This window comes from Micromonospora sp. NPDC005173, from assembly GCF_040608515.1.
Taxonomy (GTDB): Bacteria; Actinomycetota; Actinomycetes; order Mycobacteriales; family Micromonosporaceae; genus Micromonospora.
This window is the reverse complement of sequence record NZ_JBEXIK010000042.1, coordinates 1-21,592: the sequence shown is the minus strand read 5'-3', so window position 1 is coordinate 21,592 and position 21,592 is coordinate 1. Positions and strand designations below refer to the sequence as shown.

Sequence of the window (21,592 nt, the reverse complement as noted above, 5' to 3'; positions counted from 1 at the left end):
GTCATGAATTTACCCCGGCGGGCGTCGCTGCTCATCGTGTTGATGACCGTGGCGCAGCTACCGGTCGCGATGCGGCAACTGCTTGTCGTGCTGCTCGGTCACGAGAACACCGGCAGCTTCGCCACCGCCGGTGTGGCCAGCGCCGGCTGCGGCATCGGGCTGGCGGTCACCGCGCCACTGGTCGGCCGGCTGCTGGGCCGGCTCGGCAACCGGCCGGTGCTGCTGACCACCGGCGCCGTCCACCTGGTCACCCTGCTCGGGTTGGCGGTGGCCACGAACCCGGTGGCGTTCGTGGCGCTGGCCACCGCTGCCGGGCTGAGCACGCCGCCGGTCCTCGGCAGCGGGCGCGCACAGCTCGCCCGGATGGTCCCCTCCCCCGCGCTGAGCCGTGCGTACGCCGTCAACGCGGTCGGGCAGGAGGTGCTCTACGTGGGCGGGCCGCTTGCGGTGACGCTGAGCCTGCTGGTCAGCGGTCCGGCCGGGGCGCTGCTGACCTTCGCCGCGATCGGCACCGCCGGGCTGGTCGGCACCGCCGCCGTGGTGCCCTACCGCGCCGTCGACGACCGGTCCGCCGAAAGCCGTCCCACGACCTCCGGCCGGGCAACCCGTCGCACCATGCTGAGCACGCACGTCGGCTACATGGCCGCCATCGGTGGTATGTGGGTGCTGGTCCCCGCCTTCGCCACCACGGTTGGGCACCCGGACCAGGCCGGACTGCTGGTCACCGTCTGGTCTGTGGGCAGCCTGGCCGGCGGCCTGCTGCTGGCCCGCAGGGGTCGACCCGGCAGCCCAGGCGGCGCGTACCTGGCGCTGGTGGGCACGTTGGCCGTGACCTCGCTGGCGCTGCTGCTACCCCGGACCGTGCCGCAGATGGCCGTCGCGCTGGCGGTCTTCGGGCTGGCGCTGGCACCCTTCCTCGCCGTCACCGACGAGCTCCTGGCCCGGTCCACCCCGGCACCCCAGCTTGCCGAGGCGTACGGCTGGTTGCAGACGGCCGGGCAAATCGGTCTCGCCGTCGGCTCAGCCACCAGCGGGGCGATCACCGACCACTTCGGCAACACCCCGGGCTTCCTGGTGGTGTCCGCAGCGCTGGTGCTCGCCTCGGCCATCGCGCTGACCCGCCGACGGACCCTGCGCCTGCCGGAAGCGCCGCCGGAAGCCACCGCGGCCACGGAACCGGTGGCTGCGGCGGGGCGAGGTTTCGTCCGCGACGACGCCGGGTAGCCACCGCCGACGCGGAACGGCACCGACGGGGGGCACGGCGTGGGCTACCGAAAGCGTGACGGTGAGCTGCCGGCGGACCCGGCACATGCCGAGGACGAGGCCGGCCAGGTGCCGTTGGTGCAGGTCGAGGCGGACACCAAGGTCCCGCCGCCGGACGACACCGACGTGCCACCGGACATCGTCACCGAGGACAACAACTCGGGCATGACCGGCGGCTCCTCCGGCAGCAGCGGCGGCGGGTCGAGCATGCCCGGACATCCGGACGCGACCCGCTGAGGCGGTCTCGGCGCGGGATCAGCGACTGGCCAGCGCGGCCGCGCGCGCCTCGGTCATACCCTTGTTGGCCAGCCCGTCGGCCCGCTCGTTCTCGGGGTGCCCGTTGTGCCCCTTGACCCACAGCCAGGTGACCTGGTGCCGCTCGCAGGCCGCCTCCAGGCGCTGCCACAGGTCGGCGTTCTTCACCGGCTGCTTCGCGGCGGTCAGCCAGCCGTTGCGCTTCCAGGACGCCAGCCAGCTGGTGATGCCGTTGCGGACGTACGTGCTGTCGGTGTGCAGCTCCACAACGACCGGCCGGTTCAGGCTTTCCAGCGCCTGGATGGCCGCCATCAGCTCCATCCGGTTGTTGGTGGTCGGGGTGGCCTCGCCGCCGCACAGCTCCCGCTCATGGTCGCCGTAGCGCAGCAGCGCGCCCCAGCCGCCCGGCCCGGGGTTGCCGCTGCACGCCCCGTCGGTCCAGATCTGCACGCCCCTGCCGTCCACCGCGTCCACCATGCCCGGCAACCTACCGGGCGGCGACGCCGTACCCCGCGCTCGGGTGACCGCCGCGCCGGGCTGGGACCGCTGATTCCCGGCGGGTCAGCCGGGCAGGGGGCCGGCGTCCGGTGCGGCGCCGGACGGCGGGGTGCCGACGACGGCGGCCGGGATGCTCGGCGCGGGTCGGGTCGGGCGCAGCCGGTCGCGGACCCGGTGCACCGCGTCGCCGGCGGTGGCGGCGATCATCGGTAGCAGCCGGGTCGAGTTCATCACCGCGACCTCCTCGGCGGGGCTGGTGACGCCGTCGAGGAAGCGCAGCACCCGCTCGGCAGGGTTGCGGTCGAAGAGCCGGTCGAAGAACTCGGGACCACCGACCCCGCCCCGGTCGAGCGCGCGCAGCGCGACCGAGTCCATCCAGCGGTGCCGGCGCGGGTAGGCCGGCGCGGGCACCGGCGGCTGGCCGGCGGCGAGGGCGCGGGCCACCTGGTCGGCCTGGCGGTACATGGCGGAGAAGGTGAAGCCGGTGGACGGGCGGGTCGCGCCGCCGGCCGTGCCGAGGCGGACGACCCGGGTCGAGGGCCGGGCCGGAAACGGGGCGTCGGTCATCGGGATCACCCCGTTCTCCACCTCGCGCACCCGCAGCCGGGCCGGGTCCAGCCCGAGCAGGTCGCGGTAGCCGGCCAGCGCCGTGTCGTACCCGGCGTCGGTGAGCAGCCCCGGCGAGAACTCGGTGTACTCGACCAGGGCGTAGCGGTCGCTCACCGGCAACACGTAGCCGAAGGAGACGCCCCGGGCTGGCTGCGGGGTGCGGAAGTCCATCAGCACCGCCCGCGCCGGATCGAACGTCGGCCGGTCCGCCTCCAGCCACCACCCCCGGAAGTGCTGCAACCAGGTGGTCCGCCCGGGTCGTGCCGGTGGGCGGGGGCGGGAGTCCAACACCCAACCGGCGCGCACCGTGGGCCCACCGCCGGTGCGCACCACCACCTGGGCGCCGTCGTCGGCCACGCTCTCGGCGGGGGCGACGATCCGGGTCGCGCCGAGCCGGCGCTCGGCCTCGGCCGCCCGGTCGTAGACCGGGCCGGAGCGGAGCATGGCGTACCGCAGCGGGGTCAGGTCCAGCACCCGACGCCGCGCCGGCGTGGCCACCTCGACCTGCTGCCAGCTCGCGCTGAGCAGCGGGTCCAGGTCGCTGTCCGGGTGGCCCCAGAACGCCCAGGTGCGGTCCTGCCCGCGTCGGCGCACCGGGTCGACGACCGCGATCCGCAGGTCGCGGACGCCGTGCCGGTCCAGCGCGGCGAGCAGCAGCGACGCGGCGCCGCCGCCGCCGAGCAGCGCGAGGTCGACGTCGAGCGGCGCGGATTCGGTCACCGCATCACGCTGCCACACCACCTGCCGGCGTCACGCGCCACCACCCGACGCGACGCGTGGTCAGGCCGCCCGGGCGGGCTCGGGGGCGGTTGGGGGCGGATCGGCGTAGGCGCGGGCCACCGCCGCGCGGTTGAAGACCCGCCAGGTGGCGGCGGAGACGCCGATCGCCACCACGAGCCCGACCCAGTACGGCGCGGTGATGCCGAACCGGGCGGCGAGCAGGCCGCCGAGCAGCGCGCCCACGCAGTTGCCACCCGCCGCCACGAAGAGCGTGGTGCTCGCCACCCGACCCTGCAACTCCGGTGGGGTGAGCCGTTGGCGCAACGAGTTCGCCACGATGTTCCACAGTGCGCTGTGCACGCCGAAGGCGAAGAGCGCGAACCCGACCACGATCGTGCTGCGCGACGCGGCCAGCGCCAGGTGCAGCCCCGCCTCGATCACCAGACCGATCCGGATCGTCCAGGTGGCGCTGGTCCAGGCGATGAGCCGGTCGCCGAGGAGCGCGCCGAGCACCCCGCCGCAGGCCATGCAGGTGAACAGCAGCCCGTAGCCGACCGACCCGAGCCGCAGCCGCTCGTCGGCGAGCAGCACCAGCACCGCCAGTGCGGCGGTCAGGGTCACGTTGAGCAGGCCGATCAGCACGGCCATCGTCCGCAGCAAGCGCTGGTGGGCCAGCCAGCGCAGTCCTTCCACGATCTCCCGGCGCATCGAACGGGTCCGCCGGGTGTTCGCGTCGGTGGCGGCGGCCCGGAAGTCGCCCCCGATCAGCGCCACCAGGACCGCGCTGAGGGCGTACGTGACGGCGTTGACCAGGAACGGGCTGCCCGCCGAGAGGGCGAACAGGAAACCACCCAGCGGTCCGGCGAGCATGCCGTTCATGAGGGTGGTGCCGCCGCCGAGCCAGCCGTTGGCGCGCTCCAGCCGGTGCCGGGGCACCACGGTCGGCAGCATGGCCTGGCTGGCCGAACGGAACACGATCTCACCGGTGTTGACCACGAACAGCACCACGTACAGCAGCGCCACCCCGGCCCGGTCGGTCATGATCGCCGCGGCCAGCACGGCCAGCGCCACCACCCGGACCAGGTCGATGATGATCATCAGGCGGCGCCGGTCCATCCGGTCCACCAGCACGCCGCCGGGCAGGGCGAAGAGCAACCAGGGCAGCCAGGCCACCGCGGATGCGGCGGCCACCACGAGCGGGTCGTCGGTACGCGACGCGACGAACAGCGGCGCGGCGACGGTGGCCAGGCCGCTGCCCAGGGCGGAGAGCGTGCTCGCCGCCCAGAGCCGCGCGAACCGTGTCCCCAGTCCGGCAACCCTGTCCTGTGTCACGGGCACGGAACCTACCAGCGGCTCTCCCGTTCTCCTCCTCGATTTGTCCGTCGGCAGAACGGCGGCTGACGCGCAACGCCGCTGGCCGGGTGGGGGCAATCCCGTCGGCGCCGGCAATACCTCGCCATCGACCCAGCCGTGACAGCCCGGCCGGACGGACATCGACCGGGTCACCGGTGCCGGTCGGCCCGTCGGGGCGTTTCCGCAGCTCTCCCCGTCTTCGGGTGGACACGTGACGGCAACGAGGATTTCTCATTTTCACCGGATCGAGGACCCAACGCACCTAGTGTTGGTCACACCGGTGCTAGTCACGGAGATGGCCACCCGAACGACGTCCCACGCAGTCAGCGGACGAAATGTGAGGGAAGACGCGTATGAAGGTCTCAACAGCACTCTGTTCGGCGGCGCTCGGCGTAGGCCTCGGCACGCTCCTGCTGCCGGGCGCCGCACTGGCCGACACCACGGTGTCACCAGCCACCACGCCGGTCGGCGGGACCGTCGTGCTCACCGCGACGACCTGCAACCCGAAGTCGGGTGACGCCCTCTTCCGTGTCACCGGCCCCAACCGCGACCAGAATGTCCGGTCGACCACGGCCGCGGCCGGCGGTGGGCTCAGCGCCGAACTCTTCACCGCCGGCTTCACCCTGGGCACGTACACGGTGGCGGCGACCTGCGGCGACGGCAGCTCAGCCGGCAGCGCCACGTTCACCGTCACCCCGATCGGCGGTGCCCCGGCCGGCTCCGGCGGAGACAGCCGCGACAACGGCACTCTCGCCGCCGGTGGCACGCTGCTCGGCACCGCCGTCGCGGGCGCGGTCATCCTGCTTCGCCGACGCCGTCCGGTGTCCGCCGTCGCCTGACCGGCGACCCGCTCCATCCCTGAGGACGGGTGCCCGTGCCGGTGACACCGGCGCGGGCACCCCGACGATCCCGTACGGAGGTGCGCACGGTGTGGTGGCGGCGGACCCTTCCGGCGGTGGTCGCGCTGCTCGGCGTGACCGGGCTGGGGCTGATCGCCGTCGGCCTCACCGCCGACCCGGCACGACCACCACGACCACCGGCCGACGCGCCGACGCGCACCCACCCCGCACCGGACCTGGCGCCACTGCCCCGCGCCGCGCCGGTCCGGGTGCAGATCCCGGCCATCGACGTCCGCGCCGAGGTCGTCCCGGTCGGCGCGGACGCCGCCGGGGTGCTGGAGGTGCCGCCACTGGACCGGCCCAGCGTCGCCGGCTGGTACCGACACGGGGTCAGCCCCGGTGAGACCGGCAACGCGGTTTTGGTCGGGCACGTCGACTCCCCGGCCGGTCCGGCGGTCTTCTTCGACCTCGGTCGGCTACGCGCCGGCCAGCAGATCCAGGTCACCCGCGCCGACGCCCGGGTGACCACGTTCACTGTGGATGATGTCCGCGCGTACCCCAAGGACCGCTTTCCCAGCGGCCTGGTCTACGGTCCGGCGGACACCGCCGGGCTGCGACTGATCACCTGCGGCGGCCGGTTCGACGCCGGGACCGGCAACTACGTGGACAACGTCGTCGTCTTCGCCACCCGCACGGCCTGAGACCGCCGGCCCGCCTGTCGGGAGCCGGACCCCGCTCGGCAGAATGCGGTGGCACCATCCCCTCCGGGCACCTCGATCGGGGCGGTGCGCCGGCGGCGGGGAGGCACGCGGTGGATCAGCGACCGGTACGGGACCGAGCCGGCCTTGGCGTACGCGCCCTGGCCCGTCGACTGCTCGGTCGGGTCGAGACCGACTCCCCCACGGCACGCCGGTCCAACCCGGATGCCGTGGTCGACTGCGCCGTCTACGTCAACGGCCGGCGCGAACCCGGCCGTCCGCACTACGCCGACGCGTACGCACGCGCCCGACACGGCCGCGACGCCTTCGTCTGGCTGGGGCTGCACGAGCCGGGCCCGGCGGTGCTCGCCGCGGTGGGCCGGACCTTCGGCCTCGACGAACTGACCGTCGAGCAGGCGCTCGCCGACGGGCACCGGCCCACCGTGCAGCGGCACGGGCCGGTCACCCTGCTGGTGCTCCGCACCGCCGGGTACGTGGAGCACGCCGAGCTGACCGACACCTCCGAGGTGATCGACACCGGGGACGTGATGGTGCTGCTCGGTGACCGGTTCGCCCTCACCGTGCGGCACGGCGCCGCCGGGGCGCTGCGCAGCGTCCGCGCCGACATCGAGCGCCGCCCCGCGCTGCTGGCCGCGGGGCCGTGGGCGGTGGCGTACGCGGTCTGCGCCCGGATGGTCGACTCCTACCTCGAGGTGGCCGGGCACGTGGAGCGGGACCTGGAACGGGTCGAGGAGTCGGTGTTCGCCCGCGACCGCTCCGTCGACATCCAGCACATCTATCAGCTCAAGCGCGAGGTGGTGGAGTTCAAGCGGGCGGTGCTGCCGTTGCAGGCGCCGATGCGCACGCTGCTCGACCCGGGCAACGACGGGCCGCCGCGCGCCCTGCACCGCTGGTTCGTCGACGTGGACGGCCGGCTGAGCCGGGCGGTGGATCGGGTGGCCGCGTACGACGACCTGCTCACCTCGATCGTCCAGTCCCGACTGGCGCAGCTCGCCGTGGAGCAGAACAACGACATGCGCAAGATCGCCGCGTGGGCGGCCATCGCGGCCGCCCAGACCGGCATCGCCGGCGTCTATGGCATGAACTTCTCGCACATGCCGGAGCTGACCTGGCGCTACGGCTACGCTGGCGCACTCGCCCTGATGGCGTTGGCTGCCCTCGGCCTGTACCGCCTGTTCCGCCGCTCCGGCTGGCTCTGACCCGCCGGGGGCGCGGGACGGGTCAGTGGGGCTGGGAGAGGAGGAAGCTGCGGATCCGGTCGCGGGGACTGTCGGTCAGTTCGGGGCCGTGGGTGAAGGCGGCGATGTCGTAATCCAGCTCGCCGAGGACGTGCGCGGTCTGCTGGGTCAGCCGGAAGTCGTTGCACAGCCACTTCACCGGCCAGCGGACCCCGAGCACGTTGAACAGCGCGTCCCCGGTTATCAGCAACCGGGTCGGCTCGTGCAGCAGCGACACGTGCCCCGGGGAGTGCCCGGGAGTGTGCACCACCCGCAGTCCGCCACCGACGTCGATCAGATCGCCGTCGACCAGCGGCTGCGCCACCTCGACGGCGGGGAACCGGCCCCCGTCGACCCGGGCGAAGAACCGGCCGCCGGTCACCGCCGGGTCGTTGACCGGTTTGCGGCCCGCCTCGGCGTACGGCACGTCGGCCGCGTGCGCGGCGACTGGGGCACCGGTGCGGCGGGCCAACTCCGCCGCCCCGCCTGCGTGATCGGGATGCGCGTGGGTCAGCACAATCCGGGTGACGTCCGCCGGCACCTTGCCGATCGCCGCCAGCCCGCGCACGATCCGGGCGGGCGCCCGGGTCAGCCCGCAGTCGATCAGCGTGACGCTGCCGTCGTCGCTCACGAAGGCGTACGAGTTGACAGCCGCGCGGCCCAGGGTGGGGATGCGCCAGACGTTCGGGGCGAGCGGCACGGCCGGAGATCGCGACATGTCGCGAGTCTAGGATCGACCGTCAACCATCCCTGCCCCAGCGGTACACCGGTGCGGGGCGGGCGGCTAACGTCGCCCGGGTGATGTGGCAGCGGTACGTGGCGATCGGCGACAGCACCACCGAAGGGCTCGACGATCCGGACGGCGCCGGCGGCTACCGGGGCTGGGCCGATCGGTTCGCCCTGGCGGTGGCCCGCGCGCAGGGCGGCCTGGAGTACGCGAACCTGGCCATCCGTGGCCGGACCACCGCCCGGATCCGCGCCGAGCAGCTCCAGCCCGCCCTCGACCTGGCCCCCGACCTGGCCACCGTGGTCGCCGGCATGAACGACGTGCTGCGCCCCTCCTTCGACGCGGAGCAGGTCGCCGAGCACGTCGCGGAGATGCAGCGGGCGCTGGTGGGGCAGGGCGCCACCGTGCTGACCTTCACCATGCCGGACCCGGCACCGGTGATGCCGCTGGCCCGGCCGCTGCGAGGCCGGATGCTGGCGCTCAACGCGGCACTGCGGGTGGTCACCACGCAGACCGGTGCCACCCTGCTCGACCTGGGCGCGCACCCGGTCTCCTCCGATCCCCGGCTGTGGAGCGACGACCGGCTGCACGCCAACAGCGCCGGCCACGCGCGGATCGCCGCCGCGCTGGCGTACACGGCGGGTCTGCCCGGGTTCGACGACTCCTGGACGCAGCCGTTGCCGCCGGTGTCACGGCGGCGCCGCGGTGAGGTGCTCGGCGCCGAGCTGGCCTGGACCCGCCGGCACCTGCTGCCCTGGCTGGTTCGGCACCTCCGCGGACGGTCGTCCGGCGACGACCGGGTCGCGAAGCGGCCGGTGCCGCTGCCCGTGCCGCTGGAGTAGCGACGGTCGGCGTCCGGGGCCGGTTGGCGGTGCGGCAGGATGGCGGCGTGGGTAAGGGTGCGGGGCGTCGGCGGGCGGACGCGACGACGGGACGGGCCTGCCCGTGCGGCTCCGGCCGGGTGTACGCCGACTGCTGTGCCGAGGTGCACGGCGGCGTGGCGCATGCGCCGACCGCCGAGGCGCTGATGCGCTCCCGGTTCAGCGCCTTCGCCCTCGGCGACGCCGACTACCTGCTGCGTAGCTGGCACTCCTCGACCCGCCCGGCGCGGCTGGAGCTGGAGCCCGGGCAGCGGTGGACCCGGCTCGAGATCGTCGAGACCGAGCGGGGCGGCCTGCTCGACACCGCCGGCACCGTGACGTTCCACGCGCACTACCGGGACGCGGGTCGGCCGGGCACGCTGACCGAACGCAGCCGGTTCGTCCGCGAGGACGGCCGGTGGGTCTACCTCGACGGCGAACAGCCATGACGGCTGCGCCGACGACCGGTTCGCGCGTAGGATGACGTCGGCGTAGTCCTGCGCCGCACCTCCCTCCCGGCGCTCACGCCGCCGGCCATGCGGAGGCAAAGGGGGCCTGAGCCCTCGGGACGTGGTGCCACATGCCCCACTCCGGCGGGGTCGACGGGAGCGTGAGTCCCGGTGACCGTGCCGTTGACCGGGAGCATGTGATGACCAACCAGAGATCGTTCAAGACCCGGGTCCGAGCCCGGATGGAGAAGACCGGCGAGAGCTACACCACCGCCCGCCGGCACCTGATCAATCGGACCGCCGCACCCACCGTCGCGCCGGCACCGGACGTGTCGCCGTCTCCGGCACCCGCCGCGGCGCAGACCGAGCGGATCGCCGACGACCTGATCCACGCGCGGACCGGCCGCGGCTGGGCGGAGTGGTTCGCCCTGCTCGACGCCGCGGGCGCCACCGAGCGGACGCACACCGAGATCGCCCGCCAACTGGTCGTCGAGCACGAGGTACCGGGCTGGTGGGCACAGAGCATCACGGTCGGGTACGAGCAGGAACGCGGCCTGCGCGCGCCCGGTCAGCAACGCGGGGGTGGCTTCTCGGCCAACGCCAGCCGGACGGTGGCGGTGCCGGTACTGCGGCTGTTCGGGGCGTTCGCCGACGAGACGGCACGCGCCCGTTGGCTGCCCGACGCCGAGGTGCGCCTCCGCACCGCCACCACGCCCCGCAGCTTCCGGGCCGACTGGGCCGGTGGTCCCACCCGGATCGTGGTCGGCTTCGAGGCGGTCGGCGAGTCGAAGGCCCGGGTCAGCGTCTCGCACGAGAAGCTGACGGGGGCCGAGCAGGCCGCGGAGCTGAAGGTGTACTGGCGGGAGCGGCTCGCCGCGTTGAAGGTACTGCTGGAGTCGGACGGAGACCACCGATGACCATGACGTTCATCAACCTGCCGGTGCGCGACCTGACCACTGCCGCCGAGTTCTACCGGGCGCTCGGCTTCACCAGCGAGCAGGAGAACTTGGAGGGGGGCAACGTGCTGATCACCGTCTCCGACGGCACCCGGCTGATGCTGCACCTGCGCTCGGCCTTCGAGGGGTACACCGGGGTCGCCGCTACGAACACGGAAACCAGCCGGGAGGTCATCGTGGGGCTGTCGGCACAGAGCCGGGAGCGGGTCGACGAACTGGTCGACCGGGCGGTGGTGGCCGGCGGGGTGTCGGTCGGGCCGGGAGTGGCCAACGGGTCGATGTACATGCGCGGCTTCCGGGATATCGACGGCCACCAGTGGTCGTTCCTGCATCTGGCCGGCTGAGCGAAGGCCCGGCGGCGGCCCCTCCGGCCGCCGCCGGGGAGGCCGCCGCCGGTCAGACGGTCGTGGCGTTGTCGCTCGGAGGGTTGGTCGTGAACGAGCCCCGCCCGGCGGTGGGCCGGGCGTGCGACCGTCGGTGGCGGGCCACCAGCACCAGCGCCACGATGAGGTACGGCCCAGCCGTGACCGCGAACGCCACCGCGTTGCCGGCCGCTGTGGCGACCAGGCCGTAGCCGACGTAGGTCACGATGATCAGCACGTCGGTGGCCATCCCGGCCAGCGAGGTGACCGTGGCGCGGCTGCTCCCGGTGATCTGGGCCTGGAGTCGCGCGTCGGCCAGCACGGTGGCCAGTTGCGCGGCCCCGAACGCCACGGCGAGCAGCACGAAGCCGGCCGGGTGCACGATGAGGGCACCCCCGCCCAGCGTGACGGCGACCACGCCCAGCAGGGCGGCGTAGCCCCGGCCGCTCAGCCGCTCACCCGCCGGGGCGAGCAACCCTCCGGCGGTGACGCCCGCCCAGAGCAGCAGGAGCAGCAGCGGCACGACCTCCGCCCCGACGCCGGTGTCCAGGGCCAGCAGCGGGGTGTACTCGTCCAGCGCGCCCCAGTCGGCGGCCACCACCGCGACCAGCAGCACGGCGGCACGCACCGGCGGATGTGTACGGACCTGCGCCAACCCGGCCCGCAGCGCGTCCCGCCAACCCAGGTCGGCATCGTCGTTGTCCGCACCGACGAGCTGGACCGCCGGTGCCGCCGCGGTCGGCACCGGGTCGCGGTCCCGGGCCGCGGCGGCGGCCACCGGCGCCGCGACCCAGGCAGGGTCGTGCGGCGCGGTCGGGAGGGTGCGGTGCTCCGGGAACCGGGTGGCGACGGCGGCGGCGAGCAGGCAGGCGAGCACGCTGGCCAGACCGACCGCCGGGTATCCGCCGGCGGCGAGCACCGGGCCGGCGAGCACTCCGGTGACCAGTACGCCCAGCACACCCGCTGTCCGGGCCCGGCCGAGCACCCGGGGGTACCGGCCGACCGCGCCGAGCCGGTCCAACTCGGTCCACACCAGCGCCTCCAGTGCGCCGGAGGCCAACGCCCCGCCCGCGCCCCAGAGCAGGAACCCGACCGCGAACGCCGGGTACGACGGAACCAGCACCCAGAGCGCGAAGCCAGCGGCCGTCACCAGCGGAGCGAGGCACAGCAACAGCCGGCGGGACACCGCGTCGGCCCAGGCGCCGGAGGGCACCTCGAACAGGATGCCGGCAGCCGACCAGATGACGAAGAGCGAGGAGACCTGCCCCACCGACAGCCCGGTGTCGGCGAAGAGCAGCGCGTACAGCGGGTAGAGCAGGACGAGGTCACTGAGGAACGCGTACCCGTAGAGGGTGACCGCGAGCCGGCGGACCGCCGGGTCGGGCACGCGCGAGGCGAGGTGGGTCATGAGGCCTTCCCGTGGGAGCGGAGACGGACACCGGACGTGCGGTGCCCGTGGTGGCCCACGGGATCGGCCTACGGCGTTGGATCAATGTCGCCAGGTCATGTCGGCGATGCTAGACCTGGTTCGCGGCGCCGGCCAGCGTTTTCGGGGTGCCCGACGACGCGAAGCGGGGCGGGCTCCCTAGGGAGCCCGCCCCGCTGTCCCGCACGGTGTCAGCGACGGTCCGGGTCCAGCGGCGGGATGACCGTGGTGGCCTCGATGTCGTCGCTGGTGCGCTGGCCGGGCGCCACGCGGTCGCCGCCGCTCACCACCCGGGTCGCGTCGGCGTCGACGCCGGGGCTCACCACCTGGGTGGCGTCGGGTCGGCGGGCGGACGCACCACCTGGGTGGCCTCCGGGTCGGCGGACGGACGCACCACCTGGGTGGCCTCCGGGTCGGTGTCGACGGCCGACGGCCGGGCCAGCTTGGCCTCGGCGTCCCGACGGCCGGCCCGGTAGGCCCGGGCGTGCGTGGCGATCAGCTGCGACTCCTGCTCGGCGCGGGTCAGCCACGCCTCCCAGCGGCTCTGCATCGGACGGATCAGGCCGCCGCCGACCCCGACGACGAGGATGCCGCCGACGGTGGCCAGCACGGCGATCAGCACGGGGGTGGTGACCGCGGTGGCTACGCCGATCTGGTTCAGCGCGGCGATGACGCCGAGGCCGAGGATGAACACCGAGGCGATGCCGGCCAGCACCCGACCGTAGGACAGGCCGCCGAGCGCGCCGCTGATGATGTCCTTGACGGCGTTGGCGATGGCGGCGGCGACCACGACGATGACGATCGCGACGAAGGCGCGGGGCAACCACGAGATCACCGCGGCGATCAGGTCGGAGATCGGGTTCGGTCCCCAGATGCCGAAGGCGAGCTGCAGGGTGAGCAGCAGCACCGCGTAGTAGACGACCTTCGCCACGATGTCGCTGGCGTCGTACCGGGAGCGGCTCAGTGCCCGGCGGATGCCGCCGCGTTCGACGGCGCGGTCGAAGCCCACCCGCTCCAGGACCTTCTCCACGATCTTCAGTACGGCCTTGGCGATCAGCCATCCCGCCACCAGGATCGCCAGGAAGGCGACGGCCTTGGGCAGAAAGAGCATCACCGAGCGGAGGGCGTCGCCCACCGCATCGCTGACGTTGTCACTCATCGGGTTTCCTCCACGCGGGGCAGCCGGGACGGTCGGTCCCGACCTACCCCCGCTGCCGCGCGCGGAAACGCCGGCCGCTCAGCGCTGCGGCGCTCCGGGGTGGTCGTCGCCTTCCTCGGCGGCGGCGGCAACGCCCTCCGTCACCGGCCCCAGATCCGGCGTCGCGGGTGTCACCGGCTGGCCCGGCCCCGCCGCGTGTGGTGCCATCTGGTCGAAGAAGCGCAGCAGCTCGACCGGGAACGGCATGACCAGGGTGCTGTTCTTCTCGGCCGCCACGTCCACCACGGTCTGCAACAGGCGTAGCTGGTACGCGCCGGGTGTGGCCTCCATCGCCCGGGACGCGTCGGCCAGGCGCCGCGACGCCTGGAACTCGCCGTCCGCGGCGATCACCCGGGCCCGGCGTTCCCGTTCCGCCTCGGCCTGCCGGGACATCGACCGTTTCATCCCTTCGGGCAGCGAGACGTCCTTGACCTCCACCCGCTCGATGAGCAGCCCCCACGGCTTCTCGGTGGGCGCGTCGATGACGGACTTCAGCTCGGCGTTGACCCGTTCCCGGTCGCCCAGCACGGTGTCCAGGTCGGCCCGGCCGATCACCGAACGCAGCGCGGTCTGCGCGACCTGGAGCACCGCCGAGGGATAGTCGTGCACGTTCACCAGCGCCTTCACCGGGTCCACCACCCGGTAGTAGACGACCGCGTCGACGGTGAGCGTGACGTTGTCCCGGGTTATCGCGCCCTGTGCCGGTACGCCGATCACGGTGGTCTGCAGGCTGACCCGCGCCATCCGGTCGGCGATCGGGACGATCAGTTGCAGGCCCGGCTGGCGGACCCGCTCCAGCACCCGACCGAACCGGAACACGATGCCGCGTTGGTACTGCTGCACCTGCCGGACGCTGAGTGCCAACGCCAGCAGCACGACCACGACGACGATGACCAGGCCAACGACGGCGGCTCCCATGACATCCCGCTCCCCCGGAGGCGCCCACCTCCCCGGAGCGCCGGGTACCCGTTCCGTCCCCGGCCATGCCGCCGTTCGGGATCTGCCCGGATGGCCCAGGCGCTGGGCCTCATCTGGTCGTGTGCGACTGGCCGTCCCGCGGTGTGGAGTGCCCCGAGCCCACCCTCGCCGTCGTGGATCTGTACGTGGTGATGTGTCGTGCGTGCTGCACTGTCACCTGTCCTTGGTGCTGGGCTGCGTCGTGATCAGGGAGTCGAACCCCGCGCTGCCCTCCGCGCGCCAGGAGAGGGTGCCGGTTTGCAGCCGGCCCTGTGTGTACACGCCTCCACGACGGCTACCTGCTCCACATCGTCTCCGCCGGTCAGTCCAGCAGGTCCGCCTCCCAGTTAGTACGCTGGATCTGCACCTCGAGTTCGCGCAGTTCCCGGGCCAGTTGGTCGGCGCGACCCCGCAGCTCCGCGACCGGCAGCGCGGCGAGCATCTTCAACTCTGAGCGCAACTGCCGGGCGTACTGGCCACGCCCACCGCCGGCGGCGGCGTCGGCGGAGCTCGTGATCGCGGCGTGCCGCAGGCGCAGGACGTCCCGCCGCGCCAACGCGTCGGTGAGCGTGCCGAGGCCGCCGACCGGGACCGTGGCGTTGGTCCGGTTGATCCGCCGGATCAGCGTCTCCAGCCCGTCGAGTACCTCGTCCAGCTCGATCAGGAGCGCCCCGGCGTCCTCGGACGGCAGCTCACCCTCCTGGTACCGGGCGCTGCCGGTGATCCGGGTTCGCAGCTGTTCCACCCGTCGTACCGCATCGGCGCGATCTGCCAACGCCTCACCAAGCTTCATCTTCCACCCCCGAGTCAGCGCGGCCAGATTAGCCGAACTTTGATCTCCCGGCCGACCGGTTATCCCGCCGTCGACTCCGGTTCACCAAGGTCTAGCGCGCGGGTGAGATTTGGCAATATCCTCCAGAGCACGTGCGGCCACTGGAGTTACTTTTCATCCCCCGCCGTCGGCCGCAGGAGGAGATGTCATGCACGTCGACCATTCCGAAGTGGATCGCCGGACGCTGCTGCGCGCCGGTCTCGGCGCCGCCACAGTTGCTGTGGTCGGGAGTCAGCTCGCCCTCCCGGGCGCGGCGCAGGCCGCCCCCGGCACCGACCTGGACTGGATCATCAGCTGCGACGAGTGGGACGCCCGCCCGCCGAAGGATCCGCTGGCGGTCAGCGCCATCGCCACCAACAAGATCATCGTGCATCACATGGCCTTCCCGAACGTCACCGACTACTCCCGCGAGCAGGCGGTCAAGCTGGCCCACGACTGCCAGGACCTGCACATGGACGGCAACGGCTGGTCGGACACCGGCCAGCACTTCACCGTCAGCCGGGGCGGCTACGTGCTGGAGGGCCGTCGGGGCAGCCTGGAGCGGCTGGAGGTCGGCGACCGGCAGATGATCTCGGCGCACTGCCCGGGCGAGAACGGGCGGGCCATCGGGATCGAGAACGAGGGCACCTACGTCACGGAGACCCCACCGCAGGCGCTGACCGACTCGCTGGTGAAGCTCTGCGTCTCCATCTGCCGGCAGTACGGGCTGCACGCGCACGACATCTTCGGCCACTGGGACTTCCGTACCACGCAGTGCCCGGGCGCGGCCTTTTACCGACAGTTCCCCGCACTGCGCCAGCGGGTGTTCGCCGCCCTCGGCACCGACCTGGGCGACGTGCCGGCGCGCCGCTGGCCGGACCTGTGGCGCTTCGTCAACTCCCCGTCGGTCCGGGTGGTGCAGTACCTGCTCGCGTTCCGCGGCTACCCGGTGACGGTCAGCGGCACGTTCGACGCCGCCACCGTGACGGCTGTGCAGGACTGGCAGGCCCGGAACGGGATCCCGGTGGACGTGGACGCCACCCTCACCACGCCGACCTGGGAAACCCTGGTGCCCGAGTTGAACCAGCACGCCACCGGCCTGCCGGTCACCGCGGTGCAGGAAATCCTCGCCACCAAGGGGTTCGCCGTCACCGTCACCGGGGCGTACGACCACGCCACCCGAGCGGCGGTGAAGGACCTGCAGGCGCTGCACGGGCTGCCTCGCAACGGCAAGCTCAGCACGAGCACCTGGTGCACCGTCGTTGGCGGGACGGTCCGGCAGTCGTTCCGGCACCGCTGATCCTCGGCACGGTGGCGGCGCGGACCGCGTCCACGCCGCCACCAGGCCCGACACCAGCGCAAACGTGGGCGCGCCTCGTTGTCCACCCCCCACCGGTCTGCGACGATGACGCCGACCAGGACCAAGGAGGGTGCTGTGCAGACGCGACTCAACCCGTACCTCAACTTTCCCGGCACCGCCCGCGGCGCGATGGAGTTCTACCACCGCGTGTTCGGCGGCGAGCTGACGATCAACACCTTCGGCGAGTTCGGCAGGGCCGAGCCGGGCCTGTCCGACCAGATCATGCACGCGCGGTTGGAGTCCCCCAGCGGCTTCACGCTGATGGCCTCGGACACGGCGCCCGGGATGAACCACGTGCCCGGCAGGAACATCGCGATCAGCCTCAGCGGTGACAACGCCGACGAGCTGCGCGGCTACTGGGACCAACTCTCCGCGAACGGGTCGGTGCTCGTGCCGATGGAGAAGCAGATGTGGGGCGACGAGTACGGCCAGTGTGTCGACCCGTACGGCATCGATTGGATGGTCAACATCGTCCAGCCGCAGGCCTGACCTGCGCGGCCTCGCCGGTGGACCGGTTTGGCCGACGACCCGGGCGGAAAGAGTGCGGGGCATGAGATGGGCCCGCCGAGCCGTACCTGCCGTCGCCGCCGCTGTCGCCGCGCTCGCCGCGCGGGACCTGATCCAGCGCGACCACGCGCTGCTGCGCAATTTTCCGGTGCTCGGGCGCGCCCGGTACCTGCTGGAAGCGATCGGGCCGGAGCTTCGGCAGTACATCGTGGCCGGCAACAACGAGGAACGGCCGTTCACCCGGGACCAACGCCGCTGGGTGTACGCGTCGGCGAAGCAGCAGAACAACTACTTCGGCTTCGGCACGGACAACGACATCGAGTACACCCCCGGCTACCCGATCATCAAACACCGCACCTTCGGCCGGGCCGTGCCGCCGTCGACACCGACCGCCGGGCACGACGTGCGGCTGCCCTGCGCCAAAGTGCTCGGCGCGGCCCGGGGACGGGCCCGCGCGTTCCGACCGGAGTCGGTGGTCAACATTTCCGGGATGAGCTTCGGCTCGCTCTCCGGCAACGCCGTCACGGCACTCAACCGGGGCGCGGCGCTCGCCGGGTGCTTGCAGAACACCGGCGAGGGTGGCCTGTCGCCGTACCACCGCAACGGCGGTGAGCTGGTCTTCCAGCTCGGCACGGCGTACTTCGGCTGCCGGGACGAGCACGGCCGGTTCAGCCTGGACCGGCTGAAGGACCTGGTCGCCAGCGCGCCGGTGCGAGCGCTGGAGATCAAACTGACTCAGGGCGCCAAGCCCAGCCTCGGCGGGCTGCTGCCCGGGGCGAAGGTGTCCGCCGAGATCGCCGCCACCCGGGGCATCCCGGCCGGGCAGGACTGCGTCAGCCCGTCCCGGCACGCCGAGTTCTCCGACTGCGACAGCCTTCTCGACTGGGTGGAGCTGCTGGCCGCCGAGACCGGCCTGCCGGTCGGCATCAAGTCGGCGGTCGGCGACCTGGGCTTCTGGCAGGACCTGGCGACCCTGATGCGGGACACCGGCCGGGGCGTCGACTTCGTGACGATCGACGGCGGCGAGGGCGGCACCGGCGCCGCGCCCCTGATCTTCACCGACTCGGTGTCGCTCCCGTTCCAGCAGGGCTTCTCCCGGGTCTACAAGGTCTTCGCCGAGCACGACCTGCACGAACAGGTGGTCTTCGTCGGCAGCGGCAAGCTCGGCCTGCCGGACAACGCCATCGTCGCGTTCGCGCTCGGCTGCGACCTGGTCAACGTGGGCCGGGAGGCGATGCTGTCGATCGGCTGCATCCAGGCGCAGAAGTGCCACACCGACACCTGCCCCACCGGGGTGGCGACGCAGAACGCGTGGCTGAGCCGGGGCCTGGATCCCACGCTCAAGTCGGTTCGGGCGGCCAACTACCTGCGGACGCTGCGCCGGGACCTGACCAAGGTGGCCGAGGCGTGCGGCGTGGAGCACCCCGGCCTGATCGACACCGACGCGGTGGAGATCCTGGACGGCCGCACCGGCTCCACCCCCCTGCACAAGGTGTACGGCTACCGGCCGCAGTGGGGGCTGCCCTCGCCGGCCGACCGGGCGGAGATCGTCCGGCTGATGAACCCGGAGGCACCGCAGGGCGGCAGCGCCCCGCCCTCCCCCACCGCCGTCGGTTGACCGGCGCCCGCCGATAACGCGTGGAACCGGCGCCAGGTGGCACCGTATCGTGGCGCGGTGCTGATCAGACGTGAGACGCCCGCCGATGTCGAGGCCATCCGCGCGGTGCACGCCGCCGCCTTCGCCGCGCCGGACGCCGGCGGTGGCGTACCGGTCGAGGCGACGCTGGTCGACGCGCTCCGCGCCGACGAGGGCTGGCTGCCCGCGTACTCCCTGGTGGCGACCGACCCCGACGGACAGGTGGTGGGGCACGTGGTGGCCACCCGCGGTCTGGTGGCCGGTCAGCCGGTGGCGCTCGGCCTGGGGCCGCTCGGCGTGCTCCCTGGCTGGCAGCAGCGGGGGGTCGGCACGGCGCTGATGCACGCGGTGCTCGGTGCGGCCGACGCCCGGGACGAGCCGCTGGTGGTGCTGCTCGGGCACCCCGACTACTACCCCCGGTTCGGGTTCCGGCCCGCCGTCGAGTTGGGCGTCACCCCGCCGCAGCCGTGGGGTCCGCAGTACTTCCAGGCCCGCCCGCTGGGCGCCTGGCGGGAGTCGATCCGCGGCGAGTTCCGCTACGCCGCCCCGTTCGACGAGCTGTGAGCCGTCCGCTCATCCGGCGTCGGCGCGCCACCGACCTCGACGGATGCGTCGCGGCGCTGGCTCTGGTTCACCAGGCCGACCGGTACCCGCTGAACTGGCCCGCCGACCCGCACCGCTGGCTGCGCGAGCCTCGCCCGGCGCGCGCCTGGGTCGCCATCGACGACGGCGGGACGGTCGTCGGGCACGTGGCGGTGCAGCGGATGCCCGACCGGGCGGACGTGCCGCTCGCTCGGCCGACGGCCGAGGTGGCTCGCCTCTTCGTGCTGCCGGCCGCCCGTGGCATGGCGCTCGGCAGCGCACTGCTGGCCCGGACCCGGCAGTGGGCGGGCGAGCGCGGGACGGACCTGGTGCTCGAGGTGGCCGACGGCGACGCGGCGGCCGCCGCCCTCTACGAGCGCACCGGGTGGCGGTGCACCGGCACCAGCACGGCATCGTGGACCGCCCCCGACGGCAGCGCGGTGTCGATGCACCACTACACGTTGTCACACGACGCGACGCCGTCGCCTTAGGGCACCGCGACACCGCCTGGCCGCGCCGTCGCTGTGACTGAGCGCGTCAGATGTTTGAGTGCGTGCAGCCGTAGTTGTTCGCCATGCGGAGTGAGCGTTACTTGGGCGCCTGCACGAACTCGGCGCTCAGTTGCATCCCGAAGGCGCGCAGTACGTCAGCTCACGGCCCTCTTGACGAGGGTGGTGATGGTCTTTGCAGCTTCGTCGCTGAGCTCGGTCAAGGCGAAGGAAGTGGGCCACAGGCCGCTGTCGTCGGCGAGGTTGGCGTCGGACGTGAAGCTGACGGTTGAGTAGGGCGCCTTGTCCACGAGCCCGCTACGGAAGAAGCACACGACCTTGCCTTTTCTGGCGTAGGCCGGCTGTCCGTACCACAGCTTCGGCGACAGCTCTGGGGCGTTGGTGGTGACGATGGCGTGGATGCGTTCGGCCAGGGCGCGGTCCGACGGCTCCATCTCCGCGATCTTCGACAGCACGTCGAGTGCCTCGGCGGCTGCCTTGTTGCCACGACCGCGGTTCGCCTCCTTCTTCAGTTCCGCGGCACGTTCCTTCATGGCAGCGCGTTCGTCCTCGGAGAAACCGTCCGTGCTTGTCCTGCTCTTCGCATTGCTGTTCGCGCTCATCGCGTCGCTCTCCTGGTCGCTATCGGTGGACGTGATCGTGACGTTAGCCGTGCTGCGAAAGCCGGAGCTTCTCGATTCTTGATCGATGCGCGGCCCCCCGTGCTCCTGGGAGACACCTCGTCGCGTGGCCCGCGGCCCTGTCGCCCGAGCGGCAGGTGCGAGGTGGAACGATGGTGCGTGTGGGTATCGGGCGTGCGGAGACCCAGCGGTTGCGTGACATTTCCGTGATCGGCGCGCCCCCGAGCGACCAGGACTACGGAGTCCGCGACTACGCCTTCCGTGATCCCGCCGGCAACCTCATCCGCGTTACCAGCGCACCTGCGTGAGCCAGCCCGCACGACTCTCCCGCCAGATCAACCGACCCCTGAGAAGTCCAAGGACCAGCAGTTCTGACCGGCGAGAAAACGTCGGAATTGTCGGCAGGGCCACCGCATGCGGCCGGCGTTCCGGCAGGCGACAAAAGGAGCAATCGATGGCCAGCACCCCGTTCGACGTGGATGCCTTCCTCGCCCGGCCCCTCGTTGCCCGCGTGGCAACGAACGGGCCGACCGTGCGACCGGTCTGGTATCTGTGGGAGGACCATGCGTTCTGGGTCCTCACCGGCCCGTGGACGAAGCTGTTCACCCGGGTCCATGCCGATCCGAGCCTCGCCTTGATCGTAGACGAATGCGACCTGGTCACCGGGGTCGTCAGGCAGGTCATCGCCCGTGGACGCGGGGAACTTCTGCCGTTCGACGTTCCGCGCGGTAGGCGCAAACTCGCCCGTTATCTCGGTGCGGACGAGAACCGCTGGGATGAGAGGTTCCATCGATATCTCTATGACGACCCGCACAGCCGCGGGACCGTGTGGCTACGGATATCCGCTGAATCCATGACCGTTCAGGATCTCAGCTATTCGGTCTGAGAGGGCGTCTGATTCAGGTATTTTGCGAGTGATGTGATCTTCAGATGTCTCGCCAGGTTGGGGTGGTTTCGTCGGTGACCCGTTTGGTGAGGTTGTCGATCATCGCGATCTGGATCATGCTGGCGGAGTTGCCGGGTAGGGCTTCGTAGTCACGGGCCAGGCGCCGGTGCAGCATGAGCCAGCCGAGGGTGCGTTCGACGACCCACCGGCGTTTGACCACCGAGAATCCTTTGATGTGCGGGTCTTTGGCGACGACCTCGACGTCGATGCCGA

General features: G+C 72.4%; 26 protein-coding genes and 1 pseudogene. 16 read left to right on the top strand and 11 right to left on the bottom strand.

Annotated features, from left to right (window positions below; genetic code table 11):
- Positions 1–3 precede the first annotated feature (3 nt).
- Together ABZV00_RS30305 and ABZV00_RS30300 are read left to right on the top strand one after the other, a co-directional pair.
- Positions 4–1,224, top strand: coding sequence for an MFS transporter (locus ABZV00_RS30305; protein ID WP_355612431.1), 1,221 nt, complete (start codon positions 4–6; stop codon positions 1,222–1,224).
- A gap of 39 nt (positions 1,225–1,263) precedes the next feature.
- The gene (locus ABZV00_RS30300) at positions 1,264–1,500 is read left to right on the top strand and encodes a preprotein translocase YidC (RefSeq protein ID WP_328417285.1); all 237 of its coding nucleotides are present in this window, start codon (positions 1,264–1,266) and stop codon (positions 1,498–1,500) included.
- Between the two features lie 18 nt (positions 1,501–1,518).
- On the opposite strand, the gene rnhA is transcribed toward ABZV00_RS30300, so the two are convergent.
- The 3 genes from rnhA to ABZV00_RS30285 form a co-directional block, all read right to left on the bottom strand.
- Positions 1,519–1,995 (bottom strand): ribonuclease HI, encoded by a 477-nt coding sequence (rnhA, locus tag ABZV00_RS30295; RefSeq protein ID WP_355612428.1) that lies wholly within the window; start codon positions 1,993–1,995, stop codon positions 1,519–1,521.
- Positions 1,996–2,079: 84 nt separating this feature from the next.
- A complete protein-coding gene (locus ABZV00_RS30290; RefSeq protein ID WP_355612425.1) occupies positions 2,080–3,345 on the bottom strand; it encodes a lycopene cyclase family protein in 1,266 nt (421 codons plus the stop codon).
- 60 nt (positions 3,346–3,405) lie between these two features.
- Positions 3,406–4,677 (bottom strand): MFS transporter, encoded by a 1,272-nt coding sequence (locus tag ABZV00_RS30285; protein WP_355612422.1) that lies wholly within the window; start codon positions 4,675–4,677, stop codon positions 3,406–3,408.
- A 374-nt stretch (positions 4,678–5,051) separates the two neighbouring features.
- Between ABZV00_RS30285 and ABZV00_RS30280 the strand changes: the two genes are divergently transcribed.
- From ABZV00_RS30280 to ABZV00_RS30270, 3 genes are all read left to right on the top strand, one after another.
- A complete protein-coding gene (locus ABZV00_RS30280; protein WP_328417293.1) occupies positions 5,052–5,537 on the top strand; it encodes a hypothetical protein in 486 nt (161 codons plus the stop codon).
- An 89-nt stretch (positions 5,538–5,626) separates the two neighbouring features.
- Complete coding sequence (locus ABZV00_RS30275; protein ID WP_355612515.1) at positions 5,627–6,238, top strand: class F sortase; 612 nt, start codon at positions 5,627–5,629, stop codon at positions 6,236–6,238.
- A gap of 110 nt (positions 6,239–6,348) precedes the next feature.
- Positions 6,349–7,455 (top strand): magnesium and cobalt transport protein CorA, encoded by a 1,107-nt coding sequence (locus ABZV00_RS30270; RefSeq protein WP_328417297.1) that lies wholly within the window; start codon positions 6,349–6,351, stop codon positions 7,453–7,455.
- A gap of 22 nt (positions 7,456–7,477) precedes the next feature.
- Here the strand turns inward: ABZV00_RS30270 and ABZV00_RS30265 are convergent, their stop codons facing one another.
- Positions 7,478–8,191 carry an MBL fold metallo-hydrolase gene (locus tag ABZV00_RS30265; RefSeq protein WP_355612417.1) on the bottom strand — a complete coding sequence of 238 codons (714 nt, stop codon included), beginning with the start codon at positions 8,189–8,191 and terminating at the stop codon, positions 7,478–7,480.
- 83 nt (positions 8,192–8,274) lie between these two features.
- On the opposite strand from ABZV00_RS30265, the gene ABZV00_RS30260 reads away from it, so the two are divergent.
- The 4 genes from ABZV00_RS30260 to ABZV00_RS30245 all read left to right on the top strand — a co-directional run bounded on the left by ABZV00_RS30260 (position 8,275) and on the right by ABZV00_RS30245 (position 10,809).
- Entirely contained in the window at positions 8,275–9,042 is a 768-nt protein-coding gene (locus ABZV00_RS30260; protein ID WP_328426670.1) for an SGNH/GDSL hydrolase family protein, read from the top strand.
- A gap of 47 nt (positions 9,043–9,089) precedes the next feature.
- Positions 9,090–9,509: a YchJ family protein gene (locus tag ABZV00_RS30255; RefSeq protein ID WP_355612414.1), complete on the top strand. Its 420-nt coding sequence runs from the start codon at positions 9,090–9,092 to the stop codon at positions 9,507–9,509.
- Positions 9,510–9,709: 200 nt separating this feature from the next.
- Entirely contained in the window at positions 9,710–10,426 is a 717-nt protein-coding gene (locus ABZV00_RS30250) for a hypothetical protein (protein WP_355612411.1), read from the top strand.
- Positions 10,423–10,809: a VOC family protein gene (locus ABZV00_RS30245; protein ID WP_355612409.1), complete on the top strand. Its 387-nt coding sequence runs from the start codon at positions 10,423–10,425 to the stop codon at positions 10,807–10,809. The genes ABZV00_RS30250 and ABZV00_RS30245 overlap by 4 nt, the downstream gene beginning before the upstream one ends.
- Positions 10,810–10,861: 52 nt before the next feature.
- Here the strand turns inward: ABZV00_RS30245 and ABZV00_RS30240 are convergent, their stop codons facing one another.
- The 5 genes from ABZV00_RS30240 to ABZV00_RS30220 form a co-directional block, all read right to left on the bottom strand.
- Entirely contained in the window at positions 10,862–12,235 is a 1,374-nt protein-coding gene (locus ABZV00_RS30240) for an MFS transporter (protein WP_355612406.1), read from the bottom strand.
- A gap of 209 nt (positions 12,236–12,444) precedes the next feature.
- A complete protein-coding gene (locus tag ABZV00_RS30235; protein WP_355612403.1) occupies positions 12,445–12,579 on the bottom strand; it encodes a hypothetical protein in 135 nt (44 codons plus the stop codon).
- The gene (locus tag ABZV00_RS30230) at positions 12,573–13,412 is read right to left on the bottom strand and encodes a hypothetical protein (protein ID WP_355612400.1); all 840 of its coding nucleotides are present in this window, start codon (positions 13,410–13,412) and stop codon (positions 12,573–12,575) included. Before ABZV00_RS30230 ends, ABZV00_RS30235 begins: the two co-directional genes overlap by 7 nt.
- A 78-nt stretch (positions 13,413–13,490) precedes the next feature.
- Positions 13,491–14,369, bottom strand: a complete 879-nt coding sequence (locus tag ABZV00_RS30225; RefSeq protein ID WP_355612397.1) for an SPFH domain-containing protein — start codon at positions 14,367–14,369, stop codon at positions 13,491–13,493.
- Positions 14,370–14,730: 361 nt separating this feature from the next.
- The gene (locus ABZV00_RS30220) at positions 14,731–15,201 is read right to left on the bottom strand and encodes a DIP1984 family protein (RefSeq protein ID WP_355612394.1); all 471 of its coding nucleotides are present in this window, start codon (positions 15,199–15,201) and stop codon (positions 14,731–14,733) included.
- 187 nt (positions 15,202–15,388) lie between these two features.
- On the opposite strand from ABZV00_RS30220, the gene ABZV00_RS30215 reads away from it, so the two are divergent.
- The 5 genes from ABZV00_RS30215 to ABZV00_RS30195 all read left to right on the top strand — a co-directional run bounded on the left by ABZV00_RS30215 (position 15,389) and on the right by ABZV00_RS30195 (position 19,795).
- A complete protein-coding gene (locus tag ABZV00_RS30215) occupies positions 15,389–16,519 on the top strand; it encodes an N-acetylmuramoyl-L-alanine amidase (protein WP_355612391.1) in 1,131 nt (376 codons plus the stop codon).
- Between the two features lie 135 nt (positions 16,520–16,654).
- A complete protein-coding gene (locus tag ABZV00_RS30210) occupies positions 16,655–17,068 on the top strand; it encodes a VOC family protein (RefSeq protein ID WP_355612388.1) in 414 nt (137 codons plus the stop codon).
- Positions 17,069–17,129: 61 nt separating this feature from the next.
- On the top strand, positions 17,130–18,704 hold the full coding sequence (locus ABZV00_RS30205) for an FMN-binding glutamate synthase family protein (protein WP_355612385.1): 1,575 nt from the start codon (positions 17,130–17,132) through the stop codon (positions 18,702–18,704).
- A 57-nt stretch (positions 18,705–18,761) separates the two neighbouring features.
- Entirely contained in the window at positions 18,762–19,286 is a 525-nt protein-coding gene (locus ABZV00_RS30200) for an N-acetyltransferase (RefSeq protein WP_355612382.1), read from the top strand.
- Positions 19,283–19,795 carry a GNAT family N-acetyltransferase gene (locus ABZV00_RS30195; protein ID WP_355612379.1) on the top strand — a complete coding sequence of 171 codons (513 nt, stop codon included), beginning with the start codon at positions 19,283–19,285 and terminating at the stop codon, positions 19,793–19,795. Before ABZV00_RS30200 ends, ABZV00_RS30195 begins: the two co-directional genes overlap by 4 nt.
- Before the next feature lie 155 nt (positions 19,796–19,950).
- Here the strand turns inward: ABZV00_RS30195 and ABZV00_RS30190 are convergent, their stop codons facing one another.
- Complete coding sequence (locus ABZV00_RS30190; RefSeq protein ID WP_355612376.1) at positions 19,951–20,415, bottom strand: DUF1801 domain-containing protein; 465 nt, start codon at positions 20,413–20,415, stop codon at positions 19,951–19,953.
- A gap of 239 nt (positions 20,416–20,654) precedes the next feature.
- Between ABZV00_RS30190 and ABZV00_RS30185 the strand changes: the two are divergent.
- A pseudogene (locus tag ABZV00_RS30185) lies at positions 20,655–20,741 on the top strand (VOC family protein); the annotation flags it as partial.
- Between the two features lie 146 nt (positions 20,742–20,887).
- On the top strand, positions 20,888–21,319 hold the full coding sequence (locus ABZV00_RS30180) for a pyridoxamine 5'-phosphate oxidase family protein (RefSeq protein ID WP_355612373.1): 432 nt from the start codon (positions 20,888–20,890) through the stop codon (positions 21,317–21,319).
- A gap of 40 nt (positions 21,320–21,359) precedes the next feature.
- Here ABZV00_RS30180 and ABZV00_RS30175 read toward each other — a convergent pair.
- Positions 21,360–21,592 (bottom strand): transposase (locus ABZV00_RS30175; protein WP_355612370.1); only part of this gene is annotated, 233 nt, incomplete at its 5' end.